26 protein-coding genes are annotated in these 24,945 nt (G+C 70.9%); 15 read left to right on the top strand and 11 right to left on the bottom strand.

Going from position 1 to position 24,945, the window contains the following annotated elements:
• Positions 1-21: 21 nt before the first annotated feature.
• Entirely contained in the window at positions 22-1,416 is a 1,395-nt protein-coding gene (locus OG521_30825; GenBank protein WUW24924.1) for a metallopeptidase TldD-related protein, read from the bottom strand.
• An 82-nt stretch (positions 1,417-1,498) separates the two neighbouring features.
• On the bottom strand, positions 1,499-3,022 hold the full coding sequence (locus OG521_30830; GenBank protein ID WUW24925.1) for a TldD/PmbA family protein: 1,524 nt from the start codon (positions 3,020-3,022) through the stop codon (positions 1,499-1,501).
• A gap of 244 nt (positions 3,023-3,266) precedes the next feature.
• On the opposite strand from OG521_30830, the gene fabG reads away from it, so the two are divergent.
• From fabG to OG521_30845, 3 genes are all read left to right on the top strand, one after another.
• A complete protein-coding gene (gene fabG / locus OG521_30835) occupies positions 3,267-3,986 on the top strand; it encodes a 3-oxoacyl-[acyl-carrier-protein] reductase (protein ID WUW24926.1) in 720 nt (239 codons plus the stop codon).
• A gap of 5 nt (positions 3,987-3,991) precedes the next feature.
• Positions 3,992-4,759: an enoyl-ACP reductase FabI gene (fabI, locus tag OG521_30840; GenBank protein ID WUW24927.1), complete on the top strand. Its 768-nt coding sequence runs from the start codon at positions 3,992-3,994 to the stop codon at positions 4,757-4,759.
• Between the two features lie 189 nt (positions 4,760-4,948).
• Entirely contained in the window at positions 4,949-5,362 is a 414-nt protein-coding gene (locus tag OG521_30845) for a hypothetical protein (protein WUW24928.1), read from the top strand.
• A gap of 152 nt (positions 5,363-5,514) precedes the next feature.
• Here OG521_30845 and OG521_30850 read toward each other — a convergent pair whose 3' ends face one another.
• Positions 5,515-6,189: a FadR family transcriptional regulator gene (locus OG521_30850; protein WUW24929.1), complete on the bottom strand. Its 675-nt coding sequence runs from the start codon at positions 6,187-6,189 to the stop codon at positions 5,515-5,517.
• Between the two features lie 124 nt (positions 6,190-6,313).
• Between OG521_30850 and OG521_30855 the strand changes: the two genes are divergently transcribed.
• The 4 genes from OG521_30855 to OG521_30870 all read left to right on the top strand — a co-directional run bounded on the left by OG521_30855 (position 6,314) and on the right by OG521_30870 (position 8,700).
• Complete coding sequence (locus OG521_30855) at positions 6,314-7,615, top strand: MFS transporter (GenBank protein ID WUW24930.1); 1,302 nt, start codon at positions 6,314-6,316, stop codon at positions 7,613-7,615.
• A 26-nt stretch (positions 7,616-7,641) separates the two neighbouring features.
• Positions 7,642-7,752: an SGM_5486 family transporter-associated protein gene (locus tag OG521_30860; GenBank protein WUW26859.1), complete on the top strand. Its 111-nt coding sequence runs from the start codon at positions 7,642-7,644 to the stop codon at positions 7,750-7,752.
• A gap of 148 nt (positions 7,753-7,900) precedes the next feature.
• Entirely contained in the window at positions 7,901-8,107 is a 207-nt protein-coding gene (locus OG521_30865) for a hypothetical protein (GenBank protein ID WUW24931.1), read from the top strand.
• Between the two features lie 74 nt (positions 8,108-8,181).
• Complete coding sequence (locus OG521_30870; protein WUW24932.1) at positions 8,182-8,700, top strand: histidine phosphatase family protein; 519 nt, start codon at positions 8,182-8,184, stop codon at positions 8,698-8,700.
• Positions 8,701-8,783: 83 nt separating this feature from the next.
• Here OG521_30870 and serB read toward each other — a convergent pair whose 3' ends face one another.
• Positions 8,784-10,040, bottom strand: coding sequence for a phosphoserine phosphatase SerB (serB, locus tag OG521_30875; GenBank protein ID WUW24933.1), 1,257 nt, complete (start codon positions 10,038-10,040; stop codon positions 8,784-8,786).
• Positions 10,041-10,324: 284 nt separating this feature from the next.
• Here serB and OG521_30880 point away from each other — a divergent pair, with 284 nt between their 5' ends.
• Positions 10,325-12,898 carry an FHA domain-containing protein gene (locus OG521_30880; GenBank protein WUW24934.1) on the top strand — a complete coding sequence of 858 codons (2,574 nt, stop codon included), beginning with the start codon at positions 10,325-10,327 and terminating at the stop codon, positions 12,896-12,898.
• Between the two features lie 87 nt (positions 12,899-12,985).
• Here OG521_30880 and OG521_30885 read toward each other — a convergent pair whose 3' ends face one another.
• The 3 genes from OG521_30885 to OG521_30895 form a co-directional block, all read right to left on the bottom strand.
• Positions 12,986-13,738 carry a transglycosylase SLT domain-containing protein gene (locus OG521_30885; GenBank protein ID WUW24935.1) on the bottom strand — a complete coding sequence of 251 codons (753 nt, stop codon included), beginning with the start codon at positions 13,736-13,738 and terminating at the stop codon, positions 12,986-12,988.
• 285 nt (positions 13,739-14,023) lie between these two features.
• The gene (locus OG521_30890) at positions 14,024-15,133 is read right to left on the bottom strand and encodes an S-adenosylmethionine:tRNA ribosyltransferase-isomerase (GenBank protein ID WUW24936.1); all 1,110 of its coding nucleotides are present in this window, start codon (positions 15,131-15,133) and stop codon (positions 14,024-14,026) included.
• Positions 15,130-15,852, bottom strand: a complete 723-nt coding sequence (locus tag OG521_30895; GenBank protein ID WUW24937.1) for an SDR family oxidoreductase — start codon at positions 15,850-15,852, stop codon at positions 15,130-15,132. The genes OG521_30890 and OG521_30895 overlap by 4 nt, the downstream gene beginning before the upstream one ends.
• 204 nt (positions 15,853-16,056) lie before the next feature.
• Between OG521_30895 and OG521_30900 the strand changes: the two genes are divergently transcribed.
• From OG521_30900 to OG521_30910, 3 genes are all read left to right on the top strand, one after another.
• On the top strand, positions 16,057-17,202 hold the full coding sequence (locus tag OG521_30900) for a GAF domain-containing sensor histidine kinase (GenBank protein WUW24938.1): 1,146 nt from the start codon (positions 16,057-16,059) through the stop codon (positions 17,200-17,202).
• Positions 17,195-17,839 (top strand): response regulator transcription factor, encoded by a 645-nt coding sequence (locus OG521_30905; GenBank protein ID WUW24939.1) that lies wholly within the window; start codon positions 17,195-17,197, stop codon positions 17,837-17,839. The genes OG521_30900 and OG521_30905 overlap by 8 nt, the downstream gene beginning before the upstream one ends.
• Positions 17,840-17,999: 160 nt before the next feature.
• On the top strand, positions 18,000-18,251 hold the full coding sequence (locus OG521_30910; protein WUW24940.1) for a chaplin: 252 nt from the start codon (positions 18,000-18,002) through the stop codon (positions 18,249-18,251).
• Positions 18,252-18,528: 277 nt separating this feature from the next.
• On the opposite strand, the gene OG521_30915 is transcribed toward OG521_30910, so the two are convergent.
• On the bottom strand, positions 18,529-19,308 hold the full coding sequence (locus tag OG521_30915) for a hypothetical protein (protein WUW24941.1): 780 nt from the start codon (positions 19,306-19,308) through the stop codon (positions 18,529-18,531).
• Between the two features lie 199 nt (positions 19,309-19,507).
• On the opposite strand from OG521_30915, the gene OG521_30920 reads away from it, so the two are divergent.
• The 4 genes from OG521_30920 (at position 19,508) to OG521_30935 (ending at position 22,725) form a co-directional block, all read left to right on the top strand.
• Positions 19,508-20,305 (top strand): ABC transporter ATP-binding protein, encoded by a 798-nt coding sequence (locus OG521_30920; protein ID WUW24942.1) that lies wholly within the window; start codon positions 19,508-19,510, stop codon positions 20,303-20,305.
• Between the two features lie 67 nt (positions 20,306-20,372).
• Entirely contained in the window at positions 20,373-20,801 is a 429-nt protein-coding gene (locus OG521_30925; protein ID WUW24943.1) for an NfeD family protein, read from the top strand.
• Between the two features lie 155 nt (positions 20,802-20,956).
• Entirely contained in the window at positions 20,957-21,895 is a 939-nt protein-coding gene (locus tag OG521_30930; GenBank protein WUW24944.1) for an SPFH/Band 7/PHB domain protein, read from the top strand.
• Between the two features lie 62 nt (positions 21,896-21,957).
• Complete coding sequence (locus OG521_30935; protein WUW24945.1) at positions 21,958-22,725, top strand: sulfite exporter TauE/SafE family protein; 768 nt, start codon at positions 21,958-21,960, stop codon at positions 22,723-22,725.
• A 61-nt stretch (positions 22,726-22,786) separates the two neighbouring features.
• Here OG521_30935 and OG521_30940 read toward each other — a convergent pair whose 3' ends face one another.
• The 3 genes from OG521_30940 to OG521_30950 all read right to left on the bottom strand — a co-directional run bounded on the left by OG521_30940 (position 22,787) and on the right by OG521_30950 (position 24,898).
• Complete coding sequence (locus OG521_30940) at positions 22,787-23,293, bottom strand: HNH endonuclease (protein ID WUW24946.1); 507 nt, start codon at positions 23,291-23,293, stop codon at positions 22,787-22,789.
• Between the two features lie 147 nt (positions 23,294-23,440).
• The gene (locus OG521_30945; protein ID WUW24947.1) at positions 23,441-23,980 is read right to left on the bottom strand and encodes a YbhB/YbcL family Raf kinase inhibitor-like protein; all 540 of its coding nucleotides are present in this window, start codon (positions 23,978-23,980) and stop codon (positions 23,441-23,443) included.
• A 135-nt stretch (positions 23,981-24,115) separates the two neighbouring features.
• A complete protein-coding gene (locus tag OG521_30950) occupies positions 24,116-24,898 on the bottom strand; it encodes a sporulation protein (protein ID WUW24948.1) in 783 nt (260 codons plus the stop codon).
• Positions 24,899-24,945: the final 47 nt, after the last annotated feature.

The following is a 24,945-nucleotide window of genomic DNA, read 5'->3' on the forward strand; positions in this document are numbered from 1 at the left end:
GCAACAGTCAGTCTAGGCCGGTCACACGCCCGGGCTCACCGAGCTCATGTTGAAGTCGGGGATGCGCAGCGCGGGCATCGCGGCCCGGGTGAACCAGTCGCCCCACTCGCGCGGCAGCGTCTTCTCCGTGCGCCCCGCCTCGGTGGCCCGCGACAGCAGGTCCACCGGGGACTCGTTGAAGCGGAAGTTGTTCACCTCGCCGACGACCTCCCCGTCCTCCACGAGATACACCCCGTCGCGGGTCAGCCCGGTCAGCAGCAGCGTCGCCGGATCGACCTCCCGGATGTACCACATGCAGGTCAGCAGCAGTGCGCGGCCGGTCGTCGCCGCGACCATCTCGTCCAGGGACCGCTCGCCACCGCCCTCCAGCACCAGGTTGTCGATCGCCGGGGCGACCGGCAGCCCGGTCAGGCCGGCGGTGTGCCGGGTCGTCGTCAGCCGGTCGAGACGGCCGTCCTTGATCCAGTCGGTCCGGCCGAGCGGCAGCCCGTTGTCGAAGACCGAGCCGCCGTCCCCGGAGGAGTGCGCGATGACGAAGGGTGCGGACTCGATGCCCGGAGCGTGCGGGTCGCTGCGCAGTGTCAGCGGAAGCGGGGACAGCGTGTCGCCGAGCCGGGTGCCGCCGCCCGGCTTGGAGAACACCGTCCGGCCCTCGACGGCGTCCCGCGCGGTCGCCGACCACAGCTGGTAGATCAGCAGGTCGGCGACGGCGGTCGGCGGCAGCAGTGTCTCGTACCGCCCGGCCGGCAGCTCGATCCGGCGCTCCGCCCAGACCAGCCGCCGCGCGAGTTCGTCGTCCAGCTCCGCCGGGTCGACGTCCTTGAAGTCACGCGTAGAACGCCCCGCCCACGCCGAGCGCGACCGGTCGGGCGACTTGGCGTTCAGCTCCAGGGTGCCGTTCGGCTGGTCGTGGCGCAGCCGCAGCCCCGTCGACGTGCCCAGGTACGTCGACGTCATCTCGTGGTTGGCGAAGCCGTACAGCTCACGGCCGCCGGCCCGGGCCCGGGCGAAGGCGTCGCCGAGCGCGGGCGCGAACGCCGCGTAGACATCGGAACCCGTCTCCGCGGGCGCGTCCGTGAAGTCGGGGGAGTCCGGCACCCCGCTGACCAGCGGCTGCGCGTCCTCGGCCGGACCGGCTCCGCGCGCGGCGGCCTCTGCGGCCCGCACCAGCGGCTCCAGATCGGCGGCGGTCACGGCGGACCGGGACACCACACCGGAGGCGGCGCCCTCGGCCCCGTCGAACGTGGCGATGACGGTCAGGGTGCGGCCCCGGGTCACCCCGTTCGTGGTCAGCGCGTTGCCCGCCCAGCGCAGATTGGCCGACGACTCCTCGTCGGCGATGACCACACAGCCGTCGGCGGTGGACAGTTCGAGCGCCCGCTCGACGATCTCGTGCGGCTTGCTGACGCGGCTCATCGTCCGGCCTCCTGCGTCGTGTTGAGACTGTGCCTGCCCGGGGGACGCCCCCCGGACCCCCGGCCGGTTCCGTGGTCGCCGCTCATCGTCCGGCCTCCTGCGTCGTGTTGAGGATGTTCACGCCCCGGAAGAGGGCGGAGGGGCAGCCGTGCGAGACCGCCGCGACCTGGCCCGGCTGGGCCTTGCCGCAGTTGAAGGCGCCGCCCAGGACGTACGTCTGCGGGCCGCCCACCTTCTCCATCGAGCCCCAGAAGTCCGTCGTCGTCGCCTGGTACGCGACATCGCGCAGCTGTCCGGCCAGCCGGCCGTTCTCGATCCGGAAGAACCGCTGCCCGGTGAACTGGAAGTTGTACCGCTGCATATCAATGGACCAGGACCGGTCGCCGACCACGTAGATCCCGCGCTCCACCCCGCCGATCAGATCCTCCGTGGAGAGCCCGCCCGGATCCGGCTGCAACGACACATTGGCCATGCGCTGTACGGGGACATGGCCCGGGGAGTCCGCGTAGGCGCAGCCGTTGGAGCGGCCGAGCCCCGTCAGCTTCGCGATCCGCCGGTCCAGCTGGTAGCCCACCAGCGTCCCGTCCTTGACCAGGTCCCAGGACTGGGCCTCGACACCCTCGTCGTCGTACCCGATCGTGGCGAGGCCGTGCTCGGCGGTGCGGTCGCCCGTCACGTTCATCACCGGGGAGCCGTACGCCAGCTTGCCCAGCTGGTCGAAGGTGGCGAACGAGGTCCCGGCGTACGCCGCCTCGTACCCCAGCGCCCTGTCGAGCTCGGTGGCGTGGCCGATCGACTCGTGGATGGTCAGCCAGAGATTGGACGGGTCGACGACCAGGTCGTACGTCCCCGCCTCGACGCTCGGCGCCCGCATCTTCTCGGCCAGCAGCCCGGGGATGCTGTCCAGCTCCGTGCCCCAGTCCCAGCCGGTCCCGGTCAGGTACTCCCAGCCGCGTCCGGCCGGCGGTGCGATCGTCCGCATCGAGTCGAACTCACCGGACTTCGCGTCCACGGCGACCGCGGTGAACTGCGGATGCAGCCGCACCCGCTGCTGCGTGGTGACCGTGCCCGCCGTGTCGGCGTAGAACTTGTTCTCGTGGACGGTCATCAGCGAGGCGTCCACATGCGCGACGCCCTCAGCCCCCAGCAGCCGGCCGCTCCACTCGGCGAGCAGCCCCGCCTTCTCCTCGGCCGGTACGTCGAAGGGGTCGATGTCGTACGCAGAGACCCAGCTCCGCTCCCCGTGCACCGGCTCGTCCGCCAGTTCCACGCGCTCGTCGGACCCCGCCGCCGCGATCACCTTCGCCGACAGCTTCGCCATGGCGACGGCCTGCGAGGCCACCTTCGCCGCCGCGTCCATCGTCAGGTCCACCCCGGAGGCGAACCCCCACGCCCCGCCGTGCACCACCCGCACCGCGTATCCGAGATCGGTGGTGTCCGACGAACCGGCCGGCCGGGCGTCCCGCAGCCGCCAGGTGGCACTGCGCACCCGCTCGAACCGGAAGTCGGCGTGCACGGCCCCGAGCGCCCGCGCGCGGGCCAGCGCCGCGTCGGCGAGGGGCCGCAACGGGAGTGCCAGGAACGACTGATCTACCTCATGGGGCACGGGCGGCCTCTCCTCTGCGTCGCATACCCTCGGATCGTTTACGAGGCAGTGAAGCATGACCGCAACGGCGTCGCGGCCCAATTCCGGGCCGCCGCGGGGCCCGCCCGGCCGGGCCCGGCCGGATGCGTGACTGTAGGAACCCCACAGTGCCCGGGGGAAGGCCCTGTCAGGGGCCGATTCCTCGGGGAGCGGGTGGTACCGATAGGTTTTCGAGTTACCAGACCGCTATCGAAAGGGTGATCCGTTGAGCCGCTCGGTTCTCGTCACCGGAGGAAACCGGGGCATCGGCCTCGCCATCGCCCGCGCCTTCGCCGCCAACGGCGACAAGGTCGCGATCACCTACCGCTCCGGCGAGCCGCCCTCGGAGCTCACCGAGGCCGGCGTTCTCGCGGTCCGTTGCGACATCACCGATGCCGAGCAGGTGGAGCAGGCCTACAAGGAGATCGAGGAGAAGCACGGCAACGTGGAGGTGCTGGTCGCCAACGCCGGTATCACCAAGGACCAGTTGCTGATGCGGATGTCCGAGGAGGACTTCACGTCCGTCCTCGACACCAACCTCACCGGCACCTTCCGGGTCGTCAAGCGCGCCAATCGCGGCATGCTGCGCGCCAAGAAGGGCCGCGTCGTCCTCATCTCCTCCGTCGTCGGCCTCCTCGGCTCGGCGGGGCAGGCCAACTACGCCGCGTCCAAGGCCGGTCTGGTCGGCTTCGCCAGGTCCCTGGCGCGCGAGCTCGGCTCGCGGAACATCACTTTCAACGTCGTCGCGCCCGGCTTCGTCGACACCGACATGACGCAGGTGCTCACCGAGGAGCAGCGCAAGGGCATCGTCGCCCAGGTGCCGCTCGCGCGTTACGCGCAGCCCGAGGAGATCGCCGCCGCGGTGCGCTTCCTCGCTTCCGACGACGCGTCGTACATCACTGGAGCCGTCATCCCCGTTGACGGCGGATTGGGCATGGGTCACTGATCACCATGAGCGGAATTCTCGACGGCAAGCGCATCCTCATCACCGGGGTGCTGATGGAGTCGTCCATCGCGTTCCACGCCGCGAAGGTGGCCCAGGAGCAGGGCGCGGAGATCATTCTGACCGCCTTCCCGCGCCCCACGCTGACGGAGCGCATCGCCCGGAAGCTGCCCAAGCCGGCCAAGGTCATCGAGCTGGACGTGACCAACGCCGAGCACCTGGACCGGCTCGCCGGTCTGGTGAAGGAGGAGCTGGGTTCGCTCGACGGTGTCGTCCACTCCATCGGCTTCGCGCCGCAGGACGCGCTCGGCGGCAACTTCCTCAACACCCCCTTCGAGTCGGTCGCCACCGCGATGCACGTCTCGGCGTTCTCGCTGAAGTCGCTCGCCATGGCGTGCAAGCCGCTGATGAGCGAGGGCGGTTCGATCGTCGGACTCACCTTCGACGCGCAGTTCGCCTGGCCGCAGTACGACTGGATGGGCCCGACCAAGGCCGCCCTGGAGGCCACCTCCCGCTACCTCGCCCGCGACCTGGGCAAGGACGGGCTGCGCTGCAACCTGGTCTCCGCCGGGCCGCTCGGCTCGATGGCCGCCAAGTCCATCCCGGGCTTCGGTGAGCTCGCCAGCGTGTGGGACACCCGCTCCCCGCTGGCGTGGGACATGGCCGACCCGGAGCCGGCCGGCCGCGCGATCGTCGCGCTGCTCTCGGACTTCTTCCCGAAGACGACGGGCGAGATCATCCACGTCGACGGTGGCGTGCACATGATCGGGGCCTGACCCCCCTCCCGCACCCCGGCCGCGCACCGCCTCTCCGGAGGCGGTGCGCGGCCGTTTTCCTTGTCCCGTCAGGGCTCCGGGCGCTCAGGTCGAAAAGCTGGTCGATCCACCGCAGAATGTGGAGGAACCCGGACTTCTGGTCAGGCCGATGCCTGGCCGGCGGATCAGGCCCTAGGGGAGGAGATCGCTGTGCGCGGCACACGTCACCGAACCCGCTCCCTGCTGGCGGCCTCCGCCGCCGTCGCCGGACTGCTCGTGCCCGTCGGTCTGTACGCGGCGGGGCACGTCGGAGCCGTCGGCGCGGCCGCGCCTCCCGCGTCCGACCCCGAGCCCTCCGGCGCGGAATGCCGTACGGCGGTGAAGGGCTCCCGGGTCGTCGCCTACTGCCACAACCCGTACCCCAGCGCCGACCGCGTGCAGCTGCACACCGAATGTGCCCGCTGGTGGGACGTCGACGCGGACTCCAAGCCGGTCGCCGTCGGCCCGGGGCGGACCGTGCGGCTGGACGACCGCTGCTGGAAAGAGGTCTCCTCGGCCTGGGTCACCCACGCGCGGGAGACGCACGACGAGGAGACGGGCAAGAAGGACGAGGCGGAGTCCTAGGGCGTGCTCTGGAAGTCCCGTCCGCCCGGCGGCGCCGCCTTCCGGGCGGACGGCGCTACTTTCGGAACGCGCGCCGTCCGCCCGGCGGCGCCGCCTTCCGGGCGGACGGCGCTACTTTCGGAACGCGCCCTGGATCCGGGGCCGGACCGCCGCTAGACCCGGTCCACCAGGCAGCTCAGCGCGTGGCTCGCCGCCTCGGCCGCCGCCGTCTCCGCGTCACCGGCACGGATCGCCTCGACGAGCCGGCTGTGGTCCATGTGGTTCTCCGGCCGCAGCTCATGGCCGACGTCGTCACGCAGATAGTCGCGCAGCAGATCACCCAGGTCGGCGTAGAGGCCGGTCAGCACGTCGTTGTGCGAGGCGGCGACCACGGCCAGATGCAGGGTCGCGTCCGCCGCGACGAAAGCCTCGGCGTCGCCGGCCGCCCAGGTCTCCTCCCGGCGCCGCATGAGCGCGTCCAGCTGCTTCAGGTCGCGGTCGGTGCGCCGCGCGGCGGCCAGACGGGCCGCCGACGACTCCAGGGTCGACCGCAGCTCGGCGATGTGGCGCGGATCGGCGGACGCGAACCGGCGGTGCATCACCCCGGCCAGCTCACTGGTGGCCACCACATAGGTGCCCGAGCCCTGCCGGATGTCGAGCAGCCCGTTGTGCGCGAGGGCGCGCACCGCCTCGCGGACGGTGTTGCGGGCCACCCCCAGCTGCTCGACCAGCTCGGGCTCGGTGGGGATGCGCGAGCCCACGGGCCACTCGCCCGACGTGATCTGGTTCCTCAGCTGGGCAATCACCTGGTCGGCGAGTGCCGAACGCCGCGGGGACGTCAGCGCCATGGTGCTCCTTGCTCGGGTGTACGGAGGACGGCCGGCCGCCCCCCGTTTCGCGGAGGTATCCGAATCTTCTCAGGGGACCAAGAGAATTGGACAAGCAATCATCCCATGATTCTATGATGGCCCCATGCGTGACGACGAAACCCCTCCCTCGGCCCCGACCCGGACGCTGAGCCCCGCCGCCCCGGCGGCCTCCCGCACCGGCCTCTCCGCCCAGGAGACCGCCGCCCCGGCAGCCGGCCCCGCCCCGTGGCTGCTCCGCCTGGTCGTGGTCGGGCTCGTCCTCACCGCGCTCAACCTCCGCCCCGCCATCACCAGCCTCGGCGCCCTCCTCGAAGAGGTGCGCGACGGGCTGCACATGAGCGGCAGCGTCGCCGGCGTCCTCACCTCCGTACCGCCGCTCTGCTTCGCGGTCTTCGGCGTCATGGCGCCACGCCTGGCCCGTCGCTTCGGACCCGGCGCTGTCGTCTGCGCGGGCATGGTCGCCATCACCGCGGGGCTGGTGATCAGGCCCCTCATCGGCGGGACGGCCGGCTTCCTCGCCGCGAGCGCGCTGGCCCTGATGGGCATCGCCGTCAGCAACGTCCTGATGCCGGTGATCGTCAAGCGCTGGTTCCCGGACCGCGTCGGCTCCATGACCGGCCTCTACTCCATGGCCCTGGCGCTCGGCACCTCGCTGGCCGCGGCCGTGACCGTGCCCATGACCAACGCCATGGGCGGCAGCTGGAAGGCCGGCCTCGGCATCTGGGCCGTGCTCGCCGCCGCCGCGATCCTGCCCTGGATCCCGCTGGTACGGGAGCGCGGCGGCGCCTCCGGCCACCCCGCGGCCCACCGGACCGAGGCCCCCGCGCTCCGCATCACCCGCAGCCGCACCGCCTGGGGCCTCGCCTGCTTCTTCGGCCTCCAGGCCACCGCCGCCTACATCACCATGGGATGGATGCCGCAGATCTTCCGCGACGCCGGGGTCTCGGCCGGCACCGCGGGCGTCCTGCTCGCCGTCACCATGGCCATGGGCGTACCGCTCGCCTTCGTCATCCCCAGGGTCGCCGCCCGGATGAAGAACCAGGGCCCGATCGTGGTCTTCCTCGGCGCCTGCGGCCTCGTCGGCTACGCGGGCCTCTACCTCGCCCCGTCCGGCGGCGCCTGGGCCTGGGCGCTGCTCCTGGGCATCTCGAACTGCGCCTTCCCGCTCGCCCTCACCATGATCGGCATGCGCTCCCGCAGCGGCGCCGGCGTGGTCAGGCTCTCCGCGTTCGCCCAGTCCACCGGATACCTCATCTCGATCCCCGGCCCGCTCCTGGTCGGCGTGCTCTACCAGCACAGCGGCGGCTGGGGGCTGCCGATCGCCCTGATGGCGGCCCTGATGGTGCCCCAGATGGTGGCGGGCATCCTCGCCGGACGGGACCGGACGATCGAGGACGAATGCTGAGATGCGAGACTGTGGCCATGTCTCCTGTGCTCGATCCGAATCCCCAGAACGGTCAGAAGAAGCTGCTCATGGTCTTCGGGGCCATGTTGCTGATCACGGTCGTCATCGGCGTGATCGCCTCCATCGCCTCTCCGTGACGCACGGCTCCCGGCGCGGGGGTGGGGCTAGCCCCACCAACCCCTAGGGGGCCAGGGTCAGGGTGAAGTGGGTGGGTCACCGGATGTGACCGGCGCCCCGGGATCCGTAGGTTCTGGGTATCGGAATCCAGCACCCACGGAGGCGGACATGCCGGCCCGTACGCACACCCCGTCCACCCGCCCGGACGCGGGCGCCGTCGAGGTCCGGCTGCCCTGGTGGGCCGTCGCACTGCCCGCCGTGGCCTTCGCCGCGCTCCTGCTGCTGATGGCCGGACCGGGACAGGCGCACGCCGCCGCGGGCGACCCCGCGGTCGGCCGGTTGCTCGAGCGAATCGTGGACCTGCTGACCCGCTGACGTCCGGTGACCCGTGCGGGGGAGCCCTCCAACACCCTGCGCCGGGTGCCGCATTTCATGCGAAGCTGAGGTGTATGAGCGTCGATACACCTCGCAGGATCGTCCTTCTCAGGCATGCAAAGGCGGAATGGTCGCAGGACTCCGACCATGAGCGGCCGCTCGCGGAGCGCGGCCGCAAGGACGCCCCCGTGGCAGGCCGCAAACTCGTCGATTCCGGGATCGTCTTCGATCTGGCCCTCTGTTCCACCGCGGCCAGGACGCGAGAGACGTGGAAGCTCGCCGTGCACGAGATGCCGGAGCGCCCCAGGACCGTGTACGAGGAGCGGCTCTACGACGCCTCGCTCGGCGAGCTGATCGCGCTGATCAACGAGACCCCCGACGAGGTCCGCGATCTGCTGGTGATCGGCCACAACCCGGGCATGCACGCCGTCGCCGACGCCCTCGCGGGCGCGGGCGAGGGCGACGCCCTGGCCAGGATGAGCCGAGGCGGCTTCCCGACCGCCGCGTTCGCCGTGGTCGCGTTCTCCGGCACCTGGAAGAGCGTGGAGCACGGCGTCGGCAAGCTCGTCGAGTACTGGACGCCGAACGACTGACCCGCCCCGGCTCACGACAGGGCCCGGGTGCGCACGCCGAAGCGTGCGCACCCGGGCCCTGTGCACGTGCGGGCCGCGCGTCCCTACTCGACGAGACCGTCGGCGGCCTCGACCTCCTCGCGGGTGATGCCGAGCAGATAGAGCACGGTGTCCAGGAACGGCACGTTCACCGCGGTGTGCGCGGCCTCGCGGACCACCGGCTTGGCGTTGAAGGCGACCCCGAGGCCCGCGGTGTTCAGCATGTCCAGGTCGTTCGCCCCGTCGCCGATCGCCACCGTCTGCGCCAGCGGCACCCCGGCCTCCGCGGCGAAGCTGCGCAGCAGCCGGGCCTTGCCGGCCCGGTCGACGATGTCCCCGGTCACCCGGCCGGTGAGCTTCCCGTCGACGACCTCCAGAGTGTTGGCAGAGGCGAAGTCGAGCCCGAGCCGCTCCTTCAGATCGTCCGTCACCTGGGTGAACCCGCCCGAGACGACGCCCACTTGGTAGCCGAGCCGCTTCAGCGTACGGATCAGGGTGCGGGCCCCCGGCGTCAGCCGCACATCGGCGCGCACCTTCTCCACCACCGACACGTCGAGCCCGGCCAGCAGCGCCACCCGGGCGTGCAGCGACTGCTCGAAGTCGAGTTCGCCGCGCATCGCCTGCTCGGTCACCGCGGCGACCTCGGCCTCGCAGCCGGCGTGGGCCGCGAAGAGCTCGATGACCTCGTCCTGGATGAGCGTCGAGTCGACGTCCATCACGACGAGGCGCTGTGCCCGCCGGCTCAGCCCGGCCGAGACGACCGCCACGTCGACCCCGATCCCGGCGGCCTCGATGGCCAGCGCGGTGCGCAGCGTCTCGGTCCCGGTGCCGGACACCGCGAACTCGACGGCCGTGACGGGGTACTTCGCCAGCCGGAAGATCCGGTCGATGTTCCCGCCGGTCGAGGTGATCCTGGCCGCTATGGCGGCGGTCGACTCCGCGGTCAGCGGGTGGCCGAGCACCGTCACATGGGAACGGCCGTCGCCGCGCGGGCGGTTGTCGCCCGTACCGGAGATGATCTCGGCCTGCAGCCTCAGCGACTCGGCCCAGCTGTGCACGGTGGCCCGCAGGTCGCCCTCCGTGGTGCCGCCCGCGGTCGGGGAGGTGACCAGCGCGCACAGGACGATGCGGCCACGGGTGACGACCTGCTCGATGTCGACGACGTCGACCGAGTAGGCGGCGAGGGTGTCGAAGAGCCCGGCGGTGATGCCGGGGCGGTCCTTGCCGAAGATCTTCACGAGAAGGGTCGGTGTGTCTATGCCCTGATGTGCCTCAGGGGGCTCAGGAGACAGGGAGGGCCGAGGGGGCTGCGATGCGCTCATGGTGTTCCCACCGTATCGGTCCGCGGCGCGCCCCCGACCGCCCGTCCCGAGGACCGGACAGCCCGCCCGGTGTCCCCGATGCTCCCGATCCTTGCGGTCTGACCCGGCCTGTGACCAGCTGCGGTGTTAGGTGGCGGTTCGGGCCGGGACGGTCGCAACGGTGCGGTCTCGGTTCGGTCAACGTGCCGCCCGGCTTTCGTATCGGGGACTGCTCCTGGAATAGTTCCCCACGATGTTCAGCATCCCTAGACTCCCTGCAACGGGGGTAACTCGGGGGACAACTAGTGGGGCGCGGAGTGCCGGAACTCGTACTGGAATTGAATGGCAGGACCTGGACGCTCGATCCGTCCCGGTCGTACACCCTCGGACGTGATCCGCAGGGCGACATGATGATCGACGATGCCAGAGTGTCGTGGCGGCATGCCACGATCAGCTGGAGCGGCCACAGTTGGTTCATCGAGGACCACGGCAGCACCAACGGCACCTATGTGCAGGGCCAGCGGATCCATCAGATGGAGATCGGGCCCGGTTCCACGGTGAACCTCGGCAACGCCACCGACGGGCCGCGGGTGAGTCTCAGCGGCGCCGCGGCCGGTGCCGACGTCTACAGCGGGCAGGCCGCAGCGGGTGCCCAGGCCCCCGTCCAGCAGCCGCAGACCCCGCCGCAGCAGCAGCCGCAGGGCGGACCGGGCTGGCAGCAGCCCGCCCAGCCGCCGGCGCAGCAGCAGGCCTGGCAGCAGCAGCCGCAGGCCCAGCAGCAGCGGCCCCAGGTGCCGCACCAGCAGGGCAACGGACCGGCACCGCACGGCGGCCCCGGCGGCGCGGCGGGGGCGCCACCGGTGTACGGCGACCGGAGCCCGACCACGTTCCACCAGCTGGCCCTCGGCCGGGTGATGCGCATCGGCCGTGCGCTGGAGAACGAGCTGGTCGTCTCCGACCTGCAGGTCTCGCGCCACCACGCCGAGTTCCACGCGACGCCCGACGGCCGTTTCGAGATCCGTGACCTCGGATCCCACAACGGTACGTACGTCAACGGCCAGCCGCTCTCGAAGTCCGGCACCGCGCTCATCGGGCCGAACGACATCGTCGGCGTCGGCCACTCGACCTTCCGGCTGGTCGGCGACCGGCTCGAGGAGTTCGTCGACACCGGTGAGGTCTCCTTCGCCGCCCGCCACCTCACGGTGACGGTCGACGGCGGAAAGCAGATCCTCAAGGACGTCTCCTTCGGCGTCCCGGAGAAGTCGCTGATCGGCGTCATCGGCCCGTCCGGCTCCGGAAAGTCCACCCTGCTCAAGGCGCTCACCGGCTACCGGCCCGCCAACCAGGGCGACGTCCTCTACGACAACCGGAACCTGTACAAGCAGTTCGCCGAGCTGCGCCAGCGCATCGGTCTGGTCCCGCAGGACGACATCCTGCACAAGGAACTGACCGTCACCCGCGCCCTCAAGTACGCCGCCAAGCTCCGCTTCCCCGCGGACACCACGGAGGCCGAGCGCCAGGCCCGGATCCAGGAGGTCCTGGCCGAGCTCAAGCTCGACATCCACAAGGACAAGAAGGTCACCTCGCTCTCCGGTGGCCAGCGCAAGCGCGTGTCGGTCGCCCTGGAGCTGCTGACCAAGCCGTCGCTGATCTTCCTGGACGAGCCGACCTCCGGCCTCGACCCGGGCATGGACCGCGATGTCATGCAGCTGCTGCGCGGCCTGGCCGACGACGGCCGTACCGTCCTGGTCGTCACGCACTCGGTCGCCGAGCTGGCCATCTGCGACAAGCTCCTGGTGATGGCGCCGGGCGGTGCCGTCGCCTACTTCGGTCCGCCGGAGGAAGCGCTCAACTTCTTCGGCTACGGCACCTGGGCCGACGTCTTCTCGGCCTTCGAGAACTACCGCGACTACGACTGGGCGGGCCGCTGGCGCGGTTCGCAGCACTACCAGATGTACGCCGCCGACATCGACGCCGTCGCCGCGCAGCCCGTGCACATGCCGCCGCACCAGCAGATGCGCCCGCCGAAGCCGCAGGGCTGGATGACGCAGCTGTGGACGCTGATGCGCCGCTACGTCTCGGTGATCGCGTCCGACAAGGGCTTCATGGGTCTCATGGTGATCCTGCCGGCGGTGCTCGGCATCGTCAGCGTGGTCATCCCCGCCGACTTCGGCCTCGCCCCGCCGAAGCCGCCGTCCCGGTTCAACGGCGACGCCGGAACGATCATGCTGATCCTGGTGATCGGCATGACCTTCTCGGCCGCGGCCAACTCCGTACGAGAACTGATCAAGGAACGGGTCATCTACGAACGGGAACGGGCCACCGGCCTCTCCCGCTCGGCCTACCTGATGTCCAAAGTGATCGTGCTCGGCGTGATCACGGCCATCCAGGGCGTCATCATCTGCGGCATCGGCTTCGCCACCCGCGATCTGCCCGCGGAGGGCCTGATCATGCCGCCGGCCATCGAGCTCTGCGTGACGATCATCGCGCTCGGCTTCACCTCGATGATGTTCGGCCTGGTGATCTCCTCGCTGGTGAAGACCTCCGAGAAGACCATGCCGCTGCTGGTCATGTTCGCCATCGTCCAGGTCGTCTTCACCGGCATCCTCTTCCAGGTGTACGGATCGCCCGGCCTGGAGCAGTTCGCCTGGCTGATGCCGTCCCGCTGGGCGATCGCCGGAGCGGGCTCGACGCTCGACCTCGCCCACCTCATGCCGCCGTGGGACCAGAAGAACCCCACGGACCTGGACCCGCTCTGGGAGCATTCGGTCAGCCAGTGGGGGATCAACCTCACGGTGCTGCTGGTGCTCGGCATCATCTGCGGCTTCGCGGTCGCGCGCCTGCTGCGCCGCCACGAGCCCGAGGTCATGCGCAAGTAGCGCGGCTCCCACCGCTGACAGCACGACGCCGAAGGGCGGCACCCCTCGTGGGGTGCCGCCCTTCGGCGCTGTCAGGTGCCCTACGGATCAGTACGCGCTGTTGACGTTGTCGATCGAGCCGTACTTGTCGGCGGCGTAGTTGGCCGACGCGGTGATGTTGGCGACCGGGTCGTACTGGTCGTGGGGGGTACCGCCGACGTGGTAGGCGTCGAAGGTCGGCTTGATGATCTGGAGCAGACCCTTCGACGGGACACCGTTGACCGCGTTGACGTCCCAGTCGTTGATGGCCCTCGGGTTGCCGCTGGACTCACGGATGATGTTGCGGTGCAGGCCGTCGTAGGTTCCCGGGATGCCCTTGGCCTTCATGATGGCCAGGGACTCCTTGATCCAGCCGTCCAGGTTGTTGCCGTAGACGGCGGTACGGGACTCGGAGCGGCTGGCGGCCTGGTGGCCGCGCTTGGCGGCGGCCTTGTGGGCCTTCGCCTTGGCGTGCGCCCTGGCCTTGGCCTTCTTCGCCTTGGCGACGGCCTCGGCCTTCTCCTTCACGGCGGCGGCCTTCTTGGCCTTCGCGGCGTCGGCGGCCTTGACCAGCTGCTCGGCGGTGGAGTGCTGCTCGATGATGCTGTTCTGGATGGTCTTCGCCTGCGGGGCGCCGGCGGCGGACGCGAAGACGACCGGAGCGGCGGAGAGTGCCTGGGGCTCGGTCTCGGCCTCTGCGGCGTGACCGGGCACCAGGGACAAGGAGAGTGCCGCGGCGGCGACGGCGGAGATGCCGGCGGCGGAGAGCTTCTGGGTCTTGTTCAGGCGGCGGAGACGGCCGGGAATGCTGGACGCGGACATACAGGCGTACCTCTTCGAATCGCGGGAGTCCTCACGGAGGACGAAGACGGGAGGCGACTTCGCATCTCCGTCGGGGACAACAGCAATTCTTAGCGGCAGCAAAATGTCGTGGCAAAGGTGTGACGTACGAAGCCAGGTAGTGGAGCCGGGGTCCGCCCAATCGGACATTTGGGTACTCATGCCCACTCAAATCGCCCTTATTGGTCCACTAGGCGGCTTCGTAAGTGACGTGGGTCCTATGCGCGTCCTCACATCGAGCAGGTAACAGAATCACCGAATGTTGCTTCAGCAATTCGGACTGTGATGCTCCGGAACGGGTCGCGGCTCCCGGAACCCCCGCCCGGGCCCCGCGGGCAGCAGGAGATGGACGTCCCCGAACTCGTGCCAGAGGTACCGGTGGCGCAGCGCCTCCCCGTATCCGCGGTCCAGCGCCTCCCTGCCCGCGACCGCCTCCAGCATCAGCAGGTGCGAGGCCCGTGGCTCGTGCAGACCGGTCAGCAGCCCGTCGACCACCCGCACGCCCCGCTGCGGCGTCACCACCAGATCCGTCCAGCCGGCGGCCGCCCGCACCACCCCGTCGGGGCCGGCCGACGACTCCAGCGCGCGCACCGCCGTCGTCCCCACCGCGATCACCCGCCCGCCGCCCGCCCGGGCCGCGTTCACCAGCCACGCGGTGGTCGACGGCACCTCGAAGGGCTCCGGATACGGCGGCTCGTGCGCCTCCGCGGAAGCCACCCCCGTGTGCAGCGTCAGCGGTGCGAACTGCACCCCGCGGCTCACCAGAGCCGCCACGAGCCCGGCGGTGAAGGGCCGGGCCGCGCTCGGCATCTCCGCCGAACCGCTCCCGTCGGCGGCCGGCAGCGCGAACACCGTCTGATACGCGGACAGCGGCTGGTCCCGCTCCGTGTACCCGTACCGGATCGGCCGCCCGTACCGCCGCAGCAGCCCCGGCACGTCGATCCCTCCCCGCGTCCACCACAGCCGCGCCCCGTCGCCCGCGCCGCCCACCGGCTCCACGAGCACCAGCTGCGAGCCGCCCGGCAGCCGGACGGCCGCCCCGGCCGGCCCGCCGGGGCGCGGCAGCGTCGCCCCGGCCCCGTCCGGCCGCCGCAGCTCCACCGCCCAGCGCCCGTCCGCGCCCCGGGTCGAGAAGTGCACCACCACCCGGTCGCCGCCCACCCGCCCGTTCACCGCGGCGGCCAGCGTCGGGGACGTGTTCACCACCAGCACGTCACCGGCCCTCAGCTGCCCCGGCAGCTCCCGGAACGCGTGGTGCGAGACCTCCCGCCCCCGCGACACCAGCAGCCGTACGTCGTCCCGTCCCGCACCCCGCTGCTCGGCCGGCACCCGCGCGAGCAGCTCGGCGGGCACCCGCAGCGCGTCGAGCGCGGTCACCGCTCCTCCCCGGCCCCGGCGCCCGCCGCCCGAAGCAGCGCCGTCGCCGCATAGCGCCCGCTCACCGGCCGCAGGTCCAGCAGCCGCAGGAACGCGGGCGCCACGCTCTCCGGACGCGGCCGCGGATCGTCGTCGTCCGGTACCGCCGCCGCGTAGAGCGCCGTCCCCATGTCACCCGGATCGACGGCCCACACCCGCAGCCCCGGCTCCTCCACCCCCAGCACCGCGGCCAGCTGGTCGAGCGCAGCCTTCGACGCCCCGTAACCGCCCCAGGCGGGATACGGCTCCGCGGCCGCGTCCGAGCTGACCACCACGACCGAGCCCGCCGCCGCGGCCCGCAGCAGCGGCAGGGTCTCCCGCAGCAGGCCGAGCGCCGCCACCACATTGGTCTCCAGCGCCTGCCGCAGCCCCTCCGGCGTCAGCGCCTCGAGGCGTACGAGCGGCTCGGCGCCCAGCGCGCTGGCATTGCTCACCAGCAGATCGAGCCCGCCGAGCCCGCGCGCGGCCGCCGCGAGCTCCGCCCGGTGCGCGTCGTCGGTGACATCACCGGCGAGCGCCACCACCCGGGCCCCGTACCGGCTCCGCAGCCCGTCCGCCGTCTCCTGGAGAGCCCCGGCGGTCCTGGCGTCCAGGACCAGATCCCAGCCCCGTTCCGCGAGCGCCTCGGCCAGCGCACGGCCCAGCCCCCTGGAACCACCCGTAATCAATGCGACAGACATGACAACCGTCCCCTTCGAACCGTCATGAGCCCCGTGGGCGGCCACCGGCCGGCCCCGGACCCCTCCAACGTAGAAAGGACCGCCCCGGCGGCGCCTCGTCCCCGGGCCGCAACCGCAAGGCCCTTCGACCTAGTCCCCACGCCCTAATCAGCGGCCGTCCACAGGCGGATACGGGGGGTACGGCCCGCCGGTACGGTGAGGGCCATGAGCCACAGCCCACCGTCGGGCCTCGCAGCCGTCAGCGCCGCGCTGCTCGCCATGAGCCGGCACCTCGAGATGCGGGACGTCCTGAAGACGATCGTCGCGTCGGCCCGCGAACTGCTGGACGCCGAGTACGCGGCCCTGGGGGTCCCCGACGACCACGGAGGCTTCGCCCAGTTCGTCGTCGACGGCGTCAGCGACGAGCAGTGGAAGGCCATCGGGCCGCTCCCGCGCCAGCACGGCATCCTCGCCGCGATGCTCCACGAGGCGAAGCCCGAGCGCCTGGCCGACGTCCGCAAGGACCCGCGCTTCGAGGGCTGGCCCTCCGCCCACCCCGACATGTCCGACTTCCTCGGGCTGCCGATCAGGGACGGCGACGACGTCATCGGCGCCCTCTTCCTGGCCAACAAGCGCTGCCCGAAGCCGGAGGGCAGCTGCGGCTTCACCGCCGATGACGAGGAACTGCTGTCGATCCTCGCCCAGCACGCCGCGATCGCCCTCACCAACGCCCGGCTGTACGAACGCAGCCGCGAGCTCACCATCGCCGAGGAGCGCTCCCGGCTCGCCCACGAGCTGCACGACGCCGTCAGCCAGAAGCTCTTCTCCCTGCGGCTCACCGCCCAGGCCGCCGCCACCCTGGTCGACCGCGACCCGGCACGGGCCAAGGGCGAGCTCCAGCAGGTCGCCGCGCTGGCTGCGGAGGCCGTCGACGAACTGCGGGCCGCCGTCATCGAGCTGCGCCCCGCGGCGCTCGACGAGGACGGCCTCATCGCCACCCTCCGCACCCAGATCCAGGTCCTGGACCGCGCGCACACCGCCCGCGTCACCTTCCGGAGCGTGGGCATCCGGGCCCTGCCCGCCTCCCAGGAGGAGGCACTGCTCAGGGTCTCCCAGGAGGCCCTCCACAACGCCCTGCGGCACTCGGAGGCCGCACACGTCGACGTCACCCTCACCCGTCGCGGCAGTGACACGGTGCTGCGGATCACGGACGACGGCCGCGGCTTCGAACCCGCCGCCACCCGCCGGGCGGGACGGCACCTGGGCCTGGTCTCGATGCGGGACCGCGCGAGCGGGGTCGGCGGGCGGCTCACCGTTGAATCGGCGCCCGGCAAGGGCACCACGATCGAGATGGAGGTACCCGGTGGCTGACCGGATCATCAGGGTGCTGCTGGTCGACGACCACCAGGTGGTCCGCCGCGGTCTGCGTACGTTCCTGGAGATCCAGGACGACATAGAGGTCGTCGGCGAGGCGTCCGACGGCGCGGAGGGAGTGGCCAGGACCGAGGAGCTGCGTCCCGACGTGGTGCTGATGGACATCAAGATGCCCGGCACCGACGGCATCGAGGCGCTGCGCAGGCTCCGCGAACTGGAGAACCCCGCCAAGGTGCTGATCGTCACCAGCTTCACCGAACAGCGCACGGTCGTCCCCGCCCTGCGCGCCGGAGCCTCCGGCTACGTGTACAAGGACGTCGACCCGGACGCGCTGGCCGGCGCCATCCGCTCGGTGTACGCGGGCCACGTGCTGCTCCAGCCGGAAGTGGCGGGCGCACTGCTCGCCCAGGACGATCCGGGCTCCGGGACCGGCCGGGGGAGCACCCTCACCGAACGGGAGCGGGAGGTGCTCGGCCTGATCGCCGACGGCCGTTCCAACCGCGAGATCGCGCGGGCTCTGGTCCTCTCCGAGAAGACGGTCAAGACCCACGTCTCGAACATCCTCATGAAGCTGGACCTGTCCGACCGCACCCAGGCGGCGCTCTGGGCGGTCCGGCACGGGGCGGCGGGCTGAGCGGCAACCGGCCCGGGAGACCGGAACAGGCGTCACCCTGCGGCCCATGATTCACACTCCCGGGTGTACGTCACCCGAACGGCGCATCTTCTTCCGGCCCGGTGCGTTCTTCATGGCGTGCTGCGGCGGCTGGCCGCAGCGACGCTAGGAGGATCCTGAAGTGAAGAACCTGAAGAAGGCTGCTGCCGTCACCATGATCGCCGGTGGCATCATCGCCGCCGGTGCCGGCGCGGCCTCCGCCACCGGCCACAGCGGTGCGGGCGCCCACGGTGTCGCGGCCCACTCCCCGGGTGTGGCCAGCGGCAACCTCGTCCAGGTCCCGGTCCACGTCCCGGTGAACGTGGTCGGCAACACGGTCAACGTGATCGGCCTGCTCAACCCGGCCTTCGGCAACTTCGGCCTGAACGGCTGACGCGCCACACACACGGCGATGCCGCCGTCCGGCCCCTGCGGGGACCGGGCGGCGGCATCACGCGTAAACGGCCCTGTCAGGCGCCGAGATCAAACGCTGCGCGGCGTGCGAGGTCAGCCCGCGCACAATCAGGCCCGTCCGGCGCCCGCCCGCGCGTAAGGCAGCCCATCAGCGCACAATCAAGCCCGCCCGGCGATCGAGGGCATCTCTTCCAGCCCGTCCGGCGCTTGAGGACAAGGAGCAGGCGCGCCCGCCCCCGTACACGCCCCGCCCCCACCTACCGCGCCCGCTCCTCCACATACGCGTTGTACGCCGCGACCTGCGCCCGCCGCGCCACCCGCTCCACCGGCCGCAGCGCCTCACCCCGCGCCGCCATCTCCGACGCGCTCACCGCACCGCCGTGACCGTTCTCCTGTGCCACCGAGACCAGCAGCCCGACCCGCTGCGCCAGCTCCAGCACCCGGACCGCCCGCGGCGGATACCCGGGGGCGAGCACCTCGCGGCCCCGCTCCGCCCGCGCCCGGTACGCGTCCACCGCGGCCTCGGCCACCGGCCCCGAACCGGCCACGTCGAGCCGCGACAGCAGCGCCGTCGCATCCCGCAACGCCTCCGCGAGCTCCCGCTCGGCCTCGCCCAGCGACGGCACATCGGCCGGCGGCGCCTCGCGCACCGCGAGGCACTGCCACACCACGTCGACATGAAGATCCCCGGCGGGCCCCGCCTCACGCACCTCGGGCACCAGCCCGTACGGCGCACCGAAGGTGACCACCGCCTCCTCGGCCTCCAGCGCCCGGGCGTTGAACTCCGCAGGGCCGCTGAGCCCCAGCGGATGCCCGGGAACCGGCAGCGCGACCCGGAAACCCGTCACCCCCAGCGCCCGCAGCCGCCCCAGCGCGAGCGTGAGCCCGACCGGCCCGGCCTCACCCGGCAGTCCCTCGACGCGGTGAACCGCGTCCTCCCCGACAATGGCCAGCGCCGCGTCGTCGGGCGACACGAGTCCGGCCAGCAGCGCGTTGCCCCAAGCGGCCAGCAGCCCTGAGCGTGGTTCCGAAAGCATGGCACCAGCCTAGGGAACGCACCCACGCCCTGTCCCCACCCTCCCAGGACCCGCCCCAAGGCCGCGCGACGGCGGTACGGTGACCGCCCGACCACGGGCCCAGCGCCGGAAGCGTTCGCGCGGTGGCGTAGGTTTTCCCTGGGAGCTGTGCCCACAGGCACGCGACGATCTCGAGACTGCATGGGGAGACAACGCGCTCATGAGCGATGTACTGGAGCTGGTGGACGTATCCGTGGTCCGCGACGGACGCGCTCTGGTGGACGATGTCTCCTGGTCGGTCAAGGAGGGGGAGCGCTGGGTCATCCTCGGCCCGAACGGCGCCGGCAAGACCACCCTCCTCAACATCGCGTCCAGCTACCTCTTCCCGACCAAGGGCAGCGCCACCATCCTCGGCGAGCAGCTCGGCGGCGTCGGCACCGACGTCTTCGACCTGCGCCCCCGCATCGGCATCGCGGGCGTCGCCATGGCGGAGAAGCTGCCCAAGCGCCAGACGGTCCTGCAGACGGTGCTCACCGCCGCGTACGGCATGACCGCCACGTGGAACGAGAACTACGACAAGGTCGACGAGGACCGGGCCCGCGCCTTCCTCGACCGGCTCGGCATGACCGACTACCTGGAGCGGAAGTTCGGCACCCTCTCCGAGGGCGAGCGCAAGCGCACCCTGATCGCCCGCGCGATGATGACCGACCCCGAGCTGCTGCTCCTCGACGAGCCGGCCGCCGGTCTCGACCTCGGCGGCCGCGAGGACCTGGTCCGCCGTCTCGGCCGGCTGGCCCGCGACCCGTACGCGCCCTCCATGATCATGGTCACGCACCACGTCGAGGAGATCGCGCCCGGCTTCACCCACGTCCTGATGATCCGTCAGGGCAAGGTGCTCGCGGCCGGCCCCATGGAGACCGAGCTCAGCTCCCGCAACCTCTCCCTCTGCTTCGGCCTGCCGCTCGTCGTCGAGCACCAGGGCGACCGCTACACCGCTCGCGGACTTCCGCTCGGCTGACGGCCGTTGGCCGGTCCGCCGGCTCGCGCACTGTCCGCGGAGGTGCTCGCGGTCATACGATGACCACGTGGACATCGACGCGTGGGTGTGGTGGCTGATCGGCGCGGTGGGACTGGGCATCCCCCTGGTCCTGACCGCGATGCCCGAGTTCGGCATGTTCGCCGTCGGAGCGATCGCCGCCGCGGTCGTCGCGGCTCTCGGCGGCGGAATCGTGGCCCAGGTCCTGGTCTTCGTCATCGTCTCGGTGGCACTCATCGCCGTGGTCCGCCCGATCGCCAACCGGCATCGCGCGGACCGGCCCCATCTCGCCACCGGAATAGACGCGTTGAAGGGCCGTCAGGCCGTCGTCCTGGAACGGGTCGACGGCAGCGGCGGCCGGATCAAGCTCGCCGGAGAGATCTGGTCGGCCCGCGCCCTCGACGCGGAACTGACCTTCGAACCGGGCCAACAGGTCGATGTCGTCGACATCGACGGTGCCACGGCCGTCGTCATGTAACCGAACAGCCCCCGCGGCGGCGCCCGTTCTGCCAGACTCGATGTAGATCATCATGGAATCCGGACCGGCAGGACGCACAACCTGATCCACGGCCCCCATACGATCTCGACCCCGATCATCGCGATCCGTCGGCAACCGAAGGGCACGAGGAAACGATGCAACCGATCATCATCGTCCTGATCATTCTGGTGGTGCTCGTCTTCATCGCTCTGATCAAGACGATCCAGGTCATCCCACAGGCCAGCGCCGCCATCGTGGAGCGTTTCGGCCGGTACACCCGCACCCTCAACGCAGGCCTGAACATCGTCGTCCCGTTCATCGACTCGATCCGCAACCGGATCGACCTCCGCGAACAGGTCGTCCCCTTCCCGCCCCAGCCGGTGATCACCCAGGACAACCTGGTCGTCAACATCGACACCGTCATCTACTACCAGGTGACCGACGCCAGGGCGGCGACGTACGAGGTCGCCAGCTACATCCAGGCCATCGAGCAGCTCACCGTCACCACGCTCCGCAACATCATCGGCGGCATGGACCTGGAGCGGACCCTGACCTCCCGCGAGGAGATCAACGCGGCCCTGCGCGGAGTCCTCGACGAGGCCACCGGCAAGTGGGGCATCCGCGTCAACCGCGTCGAGCTGAAGGCGATCGAGCCGCCCACCTCCATCCAGGACTCGATGGAGAAGCAGATGCGCGCCGACCGTGACAAGCGCGCCGCGATCCTCCAGGCCGAAGGAACGAGGCAGTCCGCGATCCTCACCGCGGAGGGCGAGAAGCAGTCCGCGATCCTGCGCGCCGAGGGCGAGGCGAAGGCGGCCGCCCTGCGCGCGGAGGGCGAGGCGCAGGCCGTCCGTACGGTCTTCGAGGCGATCCACGCCGGCGACCCGGACCAGAAGCTCCTCTCGTACCAGTACCTCCAGATGCTCCCCAAGATCGCCGAGGGTGACGCCAACAAGCTCTGGATCGTGCCCAGCGAGATCGGCGACGCCCTCAAGGGCCTCAGCGGCGCCTTCGGCAACCTCGGCACCGGGATGCCCGGCTTCAACACGGGCAACTCCGACAAGGAACGCCGCGAGGAACCCCCGGTCGACTGACGTGTACATCCCCTCGTGCATGATCAGTGCACCAAGCACCGACCATCCACGGGGGATCCGACATGACCACCTGGGAGATGCTCGCCGTCTTCGTCGCGGGCATCAGCGCGGGCACGATCAACACGATCGTCGGCTCGGGAACGCTGATCACCTTCCCGGTCCTGCTCGCCACCGGCCTGCCCCCGGTCACCGCGACGGTCTCCAACGCGCTCGGCCTGATCCCCGGTTCCATCAGCGGCGCGATCGGCTACCGCAAGGAACTCGAAGGACAGCGCCACCGTGTCCTCAAGCTCTCCGTCGGCGCGCTGATCGGCGGCCTCACCGGCGCCACCCTGCTGCTGGCACTGCCCTCCACGGCCTTCGAGACCATCGTCCCGGTCCTCGTCGCCCTGGCCCTCGTCCTCGTCATCCTGCAACCACGCATCAGCAAAGCGGTCCAGCGCCGACGCGCCCACACCGGCACGACCGCCCGCCCCGACGGCGGCCCGCTCCTGTTCACCGGACTGATGCTCGCCAGCGTCTACGGCGGCTACTTCACCGCCGCCCAGGGGATCATCTACCTCTCCCTGATGGGCATGCTGCTCGACGACACCATGCAGCGCCTCAACGCCGTGAAGAACGTCCTGGCCGCCGTCGTCAACAGCATCGCCGCGCTCTTCTTCCTCTTCGTCGCGGACTTCGACTGGACCGCCGTCGTCCTCATCGCCGTCGGCTCCGCACTCGGCGGCCAGCTCGGCGCCAAGATCGGCCGCCGGCTCAGCCCCACGTTCCTGCGCGTCCTGATCGTCACGGTCGGTACGGTCGCCATCGTCCAGCTCGTGCTCCGCTGACACGCGGAAGCCCGCTCCCTCCCGGGAAGCGGGCTCCTCTACGTCACCGGGCGTACGGCGGCTACGCCGCGGACTGTGCCAGCCACTCCGGCAGCGCCGACCGGTCACCGGCCCCCAGCGCCAGCAGCATCGCGTCCGCCGGAGACGGCACGAACGGCTGCCGCAGCAGCGGCATCCCCGCCTCCTGAGGCGTACGCGCCGCCTTGCGGTGGTTGTCCTCGGCGCACGAGGCCACCGTGTTCAGCCAGGTGTCCTGCCCGCCCTGGGCACGCGGCACCACGTGGTCGACGGTGCTCGCCCGGCGCCCGCAGTACGCGCACCGGTGCTGGTCGCGGATCAGCACACCCCTTCTGGACCACGGAGCCTGTCTTCGGAACGGCACCCGTACGTACCGGCAGAGCCTGATCACCCGGGGCACCGGAATGTCCACCGCGGCACCACGCATACGGAGCTCGGGATGCGACTGCTCGACGACGGCCTTGTCCTGCAGAATCAGCACCACCGCACGGTTCAGTGTCACCGTCGACAGCGGCTCGAAGCTCGCGTTCAGCACCAGCGTGTCCCGCATCTCGCCCACCTCCCGTGTGCCGCCCGCCCCCTGGCAGGCCCGGATCAACTCTGTCCGGGCAGGCCGTGATGGACAACGCAATAAAAAATGCCCTGCCCTGATCTCTCCAAGACCAGGGCAGGGCAAACAGGGGTGGAACCCTTTGCTTCACTCGCCGGCGGCGGGCTCCGCGTACTCACCGATCAGCTGGGCCCGGCCCAGCGTGTGGAACCGCAGGTTGAAACCGATCACCGCGGGAGAGGCATCGCTGTCGGGACCGAGCTTCTCGCTGTCCACCGCGTAGACGGTGAACACGTAGCGGTGGTTCTCGCCGGCCGGCGGAGCGGCGCCGCCGAAATCCTTCGACCCGTAGTCGTTGCGCACCTGCACGGCGCCGGCGGGCAGGCCCTCGAACTTCCCGCTGCCCGCACCCGCGGGCAGCTCGGTGACCGACGCGGGGATGTCGAAGACCACCCAGTGCCAGAACCCGCTGCCCGTCGGGGCGTCCGGGTCGAAGCACGTCACGGCGAAACTCTTCGTCTCCGGCGGGAAACCCTCCCACCGCAGCTGCGGCGAGGTGTTCCCCGCCGCGAACACCTGCGCGTCCGCAAGCACGGCCCCCGGTGCCAGGTCCTCGCTCACCACGGTGAAGGACGGGACCTCGGGATGGAAGTCGTGCGGAAGCGGGGCCCTCTTCGGCTCGGTCACGTCAGCACCTCTCCTGATCGGTTCTGCTCTCGGAAGGACTCGGAAGGACTCGAAGGACCGATACGGTCCCGGAAGGAGTCCGGACGACCCGAAGGTCTCCGTCCTCCTCTCCTTCCCTCCGACTTCCATTCGACCCTAGAGCCAGTTGCGCTGCCCGCCGACCTGCGCAAGCCACTGGTTCAGGTACGCCGTCCAGTCGGTCCCCCGGAAGTCGTTCAGACCGACCTTGAACGCGCGGTACGAGTCGCTGCCCTCACTGAAGAGCCCCGGCTTCTTGTCCATCTCCAGGACGACGTCCATCTCGCGGTCGTCCGCGACGAACGTCAGCTCGACCTGGTTCAGCCCCCGGTACTGCGACGGCGGGAAGAACTCGATCTCCTGGTAGAACGGCAGCCGCTGACGGGTGCCGCGGATGTGCCCGCGCTCCATGTCCGCACTGCGGAAACCGAAGCCCAGCTGCCCGAAGGCGTCCAGGATGGCCTGCTGGGCCGGCAGCGGGTGCACGTTGATGGGGTCCAGGTCGCCCGAGTCCAGTGCCCGCGCGATCTCCAGCTCCGTGGTCACCCCGATGTTCATGCCGTGCAGGTGCTGGCCGGCGAACATCGTGATCGGCGTCTCCCACGGGATCTCGAGCCCGAACGGCACGACGTGCACCGCCCCGGCCCGCGCCTCGAACGCGCCGCCGATCCGCAGCTTGGTGAACTCGATGTCCTGCTTGGTCTCCTGGTCCTGGCCCTCGACCTCGACCCGGGCCTGCAGGCCGACGGAGAGCCCCTCGATCTGCTGGTCGACGGACCCGCCCTGGATCCGCACCTCGCCCTGCACCACTCCACCCGGCACGACGTTGACCTCGGTCAGCTCCGTCTCCACCGAGGCGCCACCGGCACCCATGCTCGCGAGCAGCCGCTTGAAGCCCATGTTTTCTCCTCCTAGGTCCTGACCCCTACATACGCGCCATGACCGTA

The organism is Streptomyces sp. NBC_01463, from assembly GCA_036227345.1.
Taxonomy (GTDB): Bacteria; Actinomycetota; Actinomycetes; order Streptomycetales; family Streptomycetaceae; genus Streptomyces.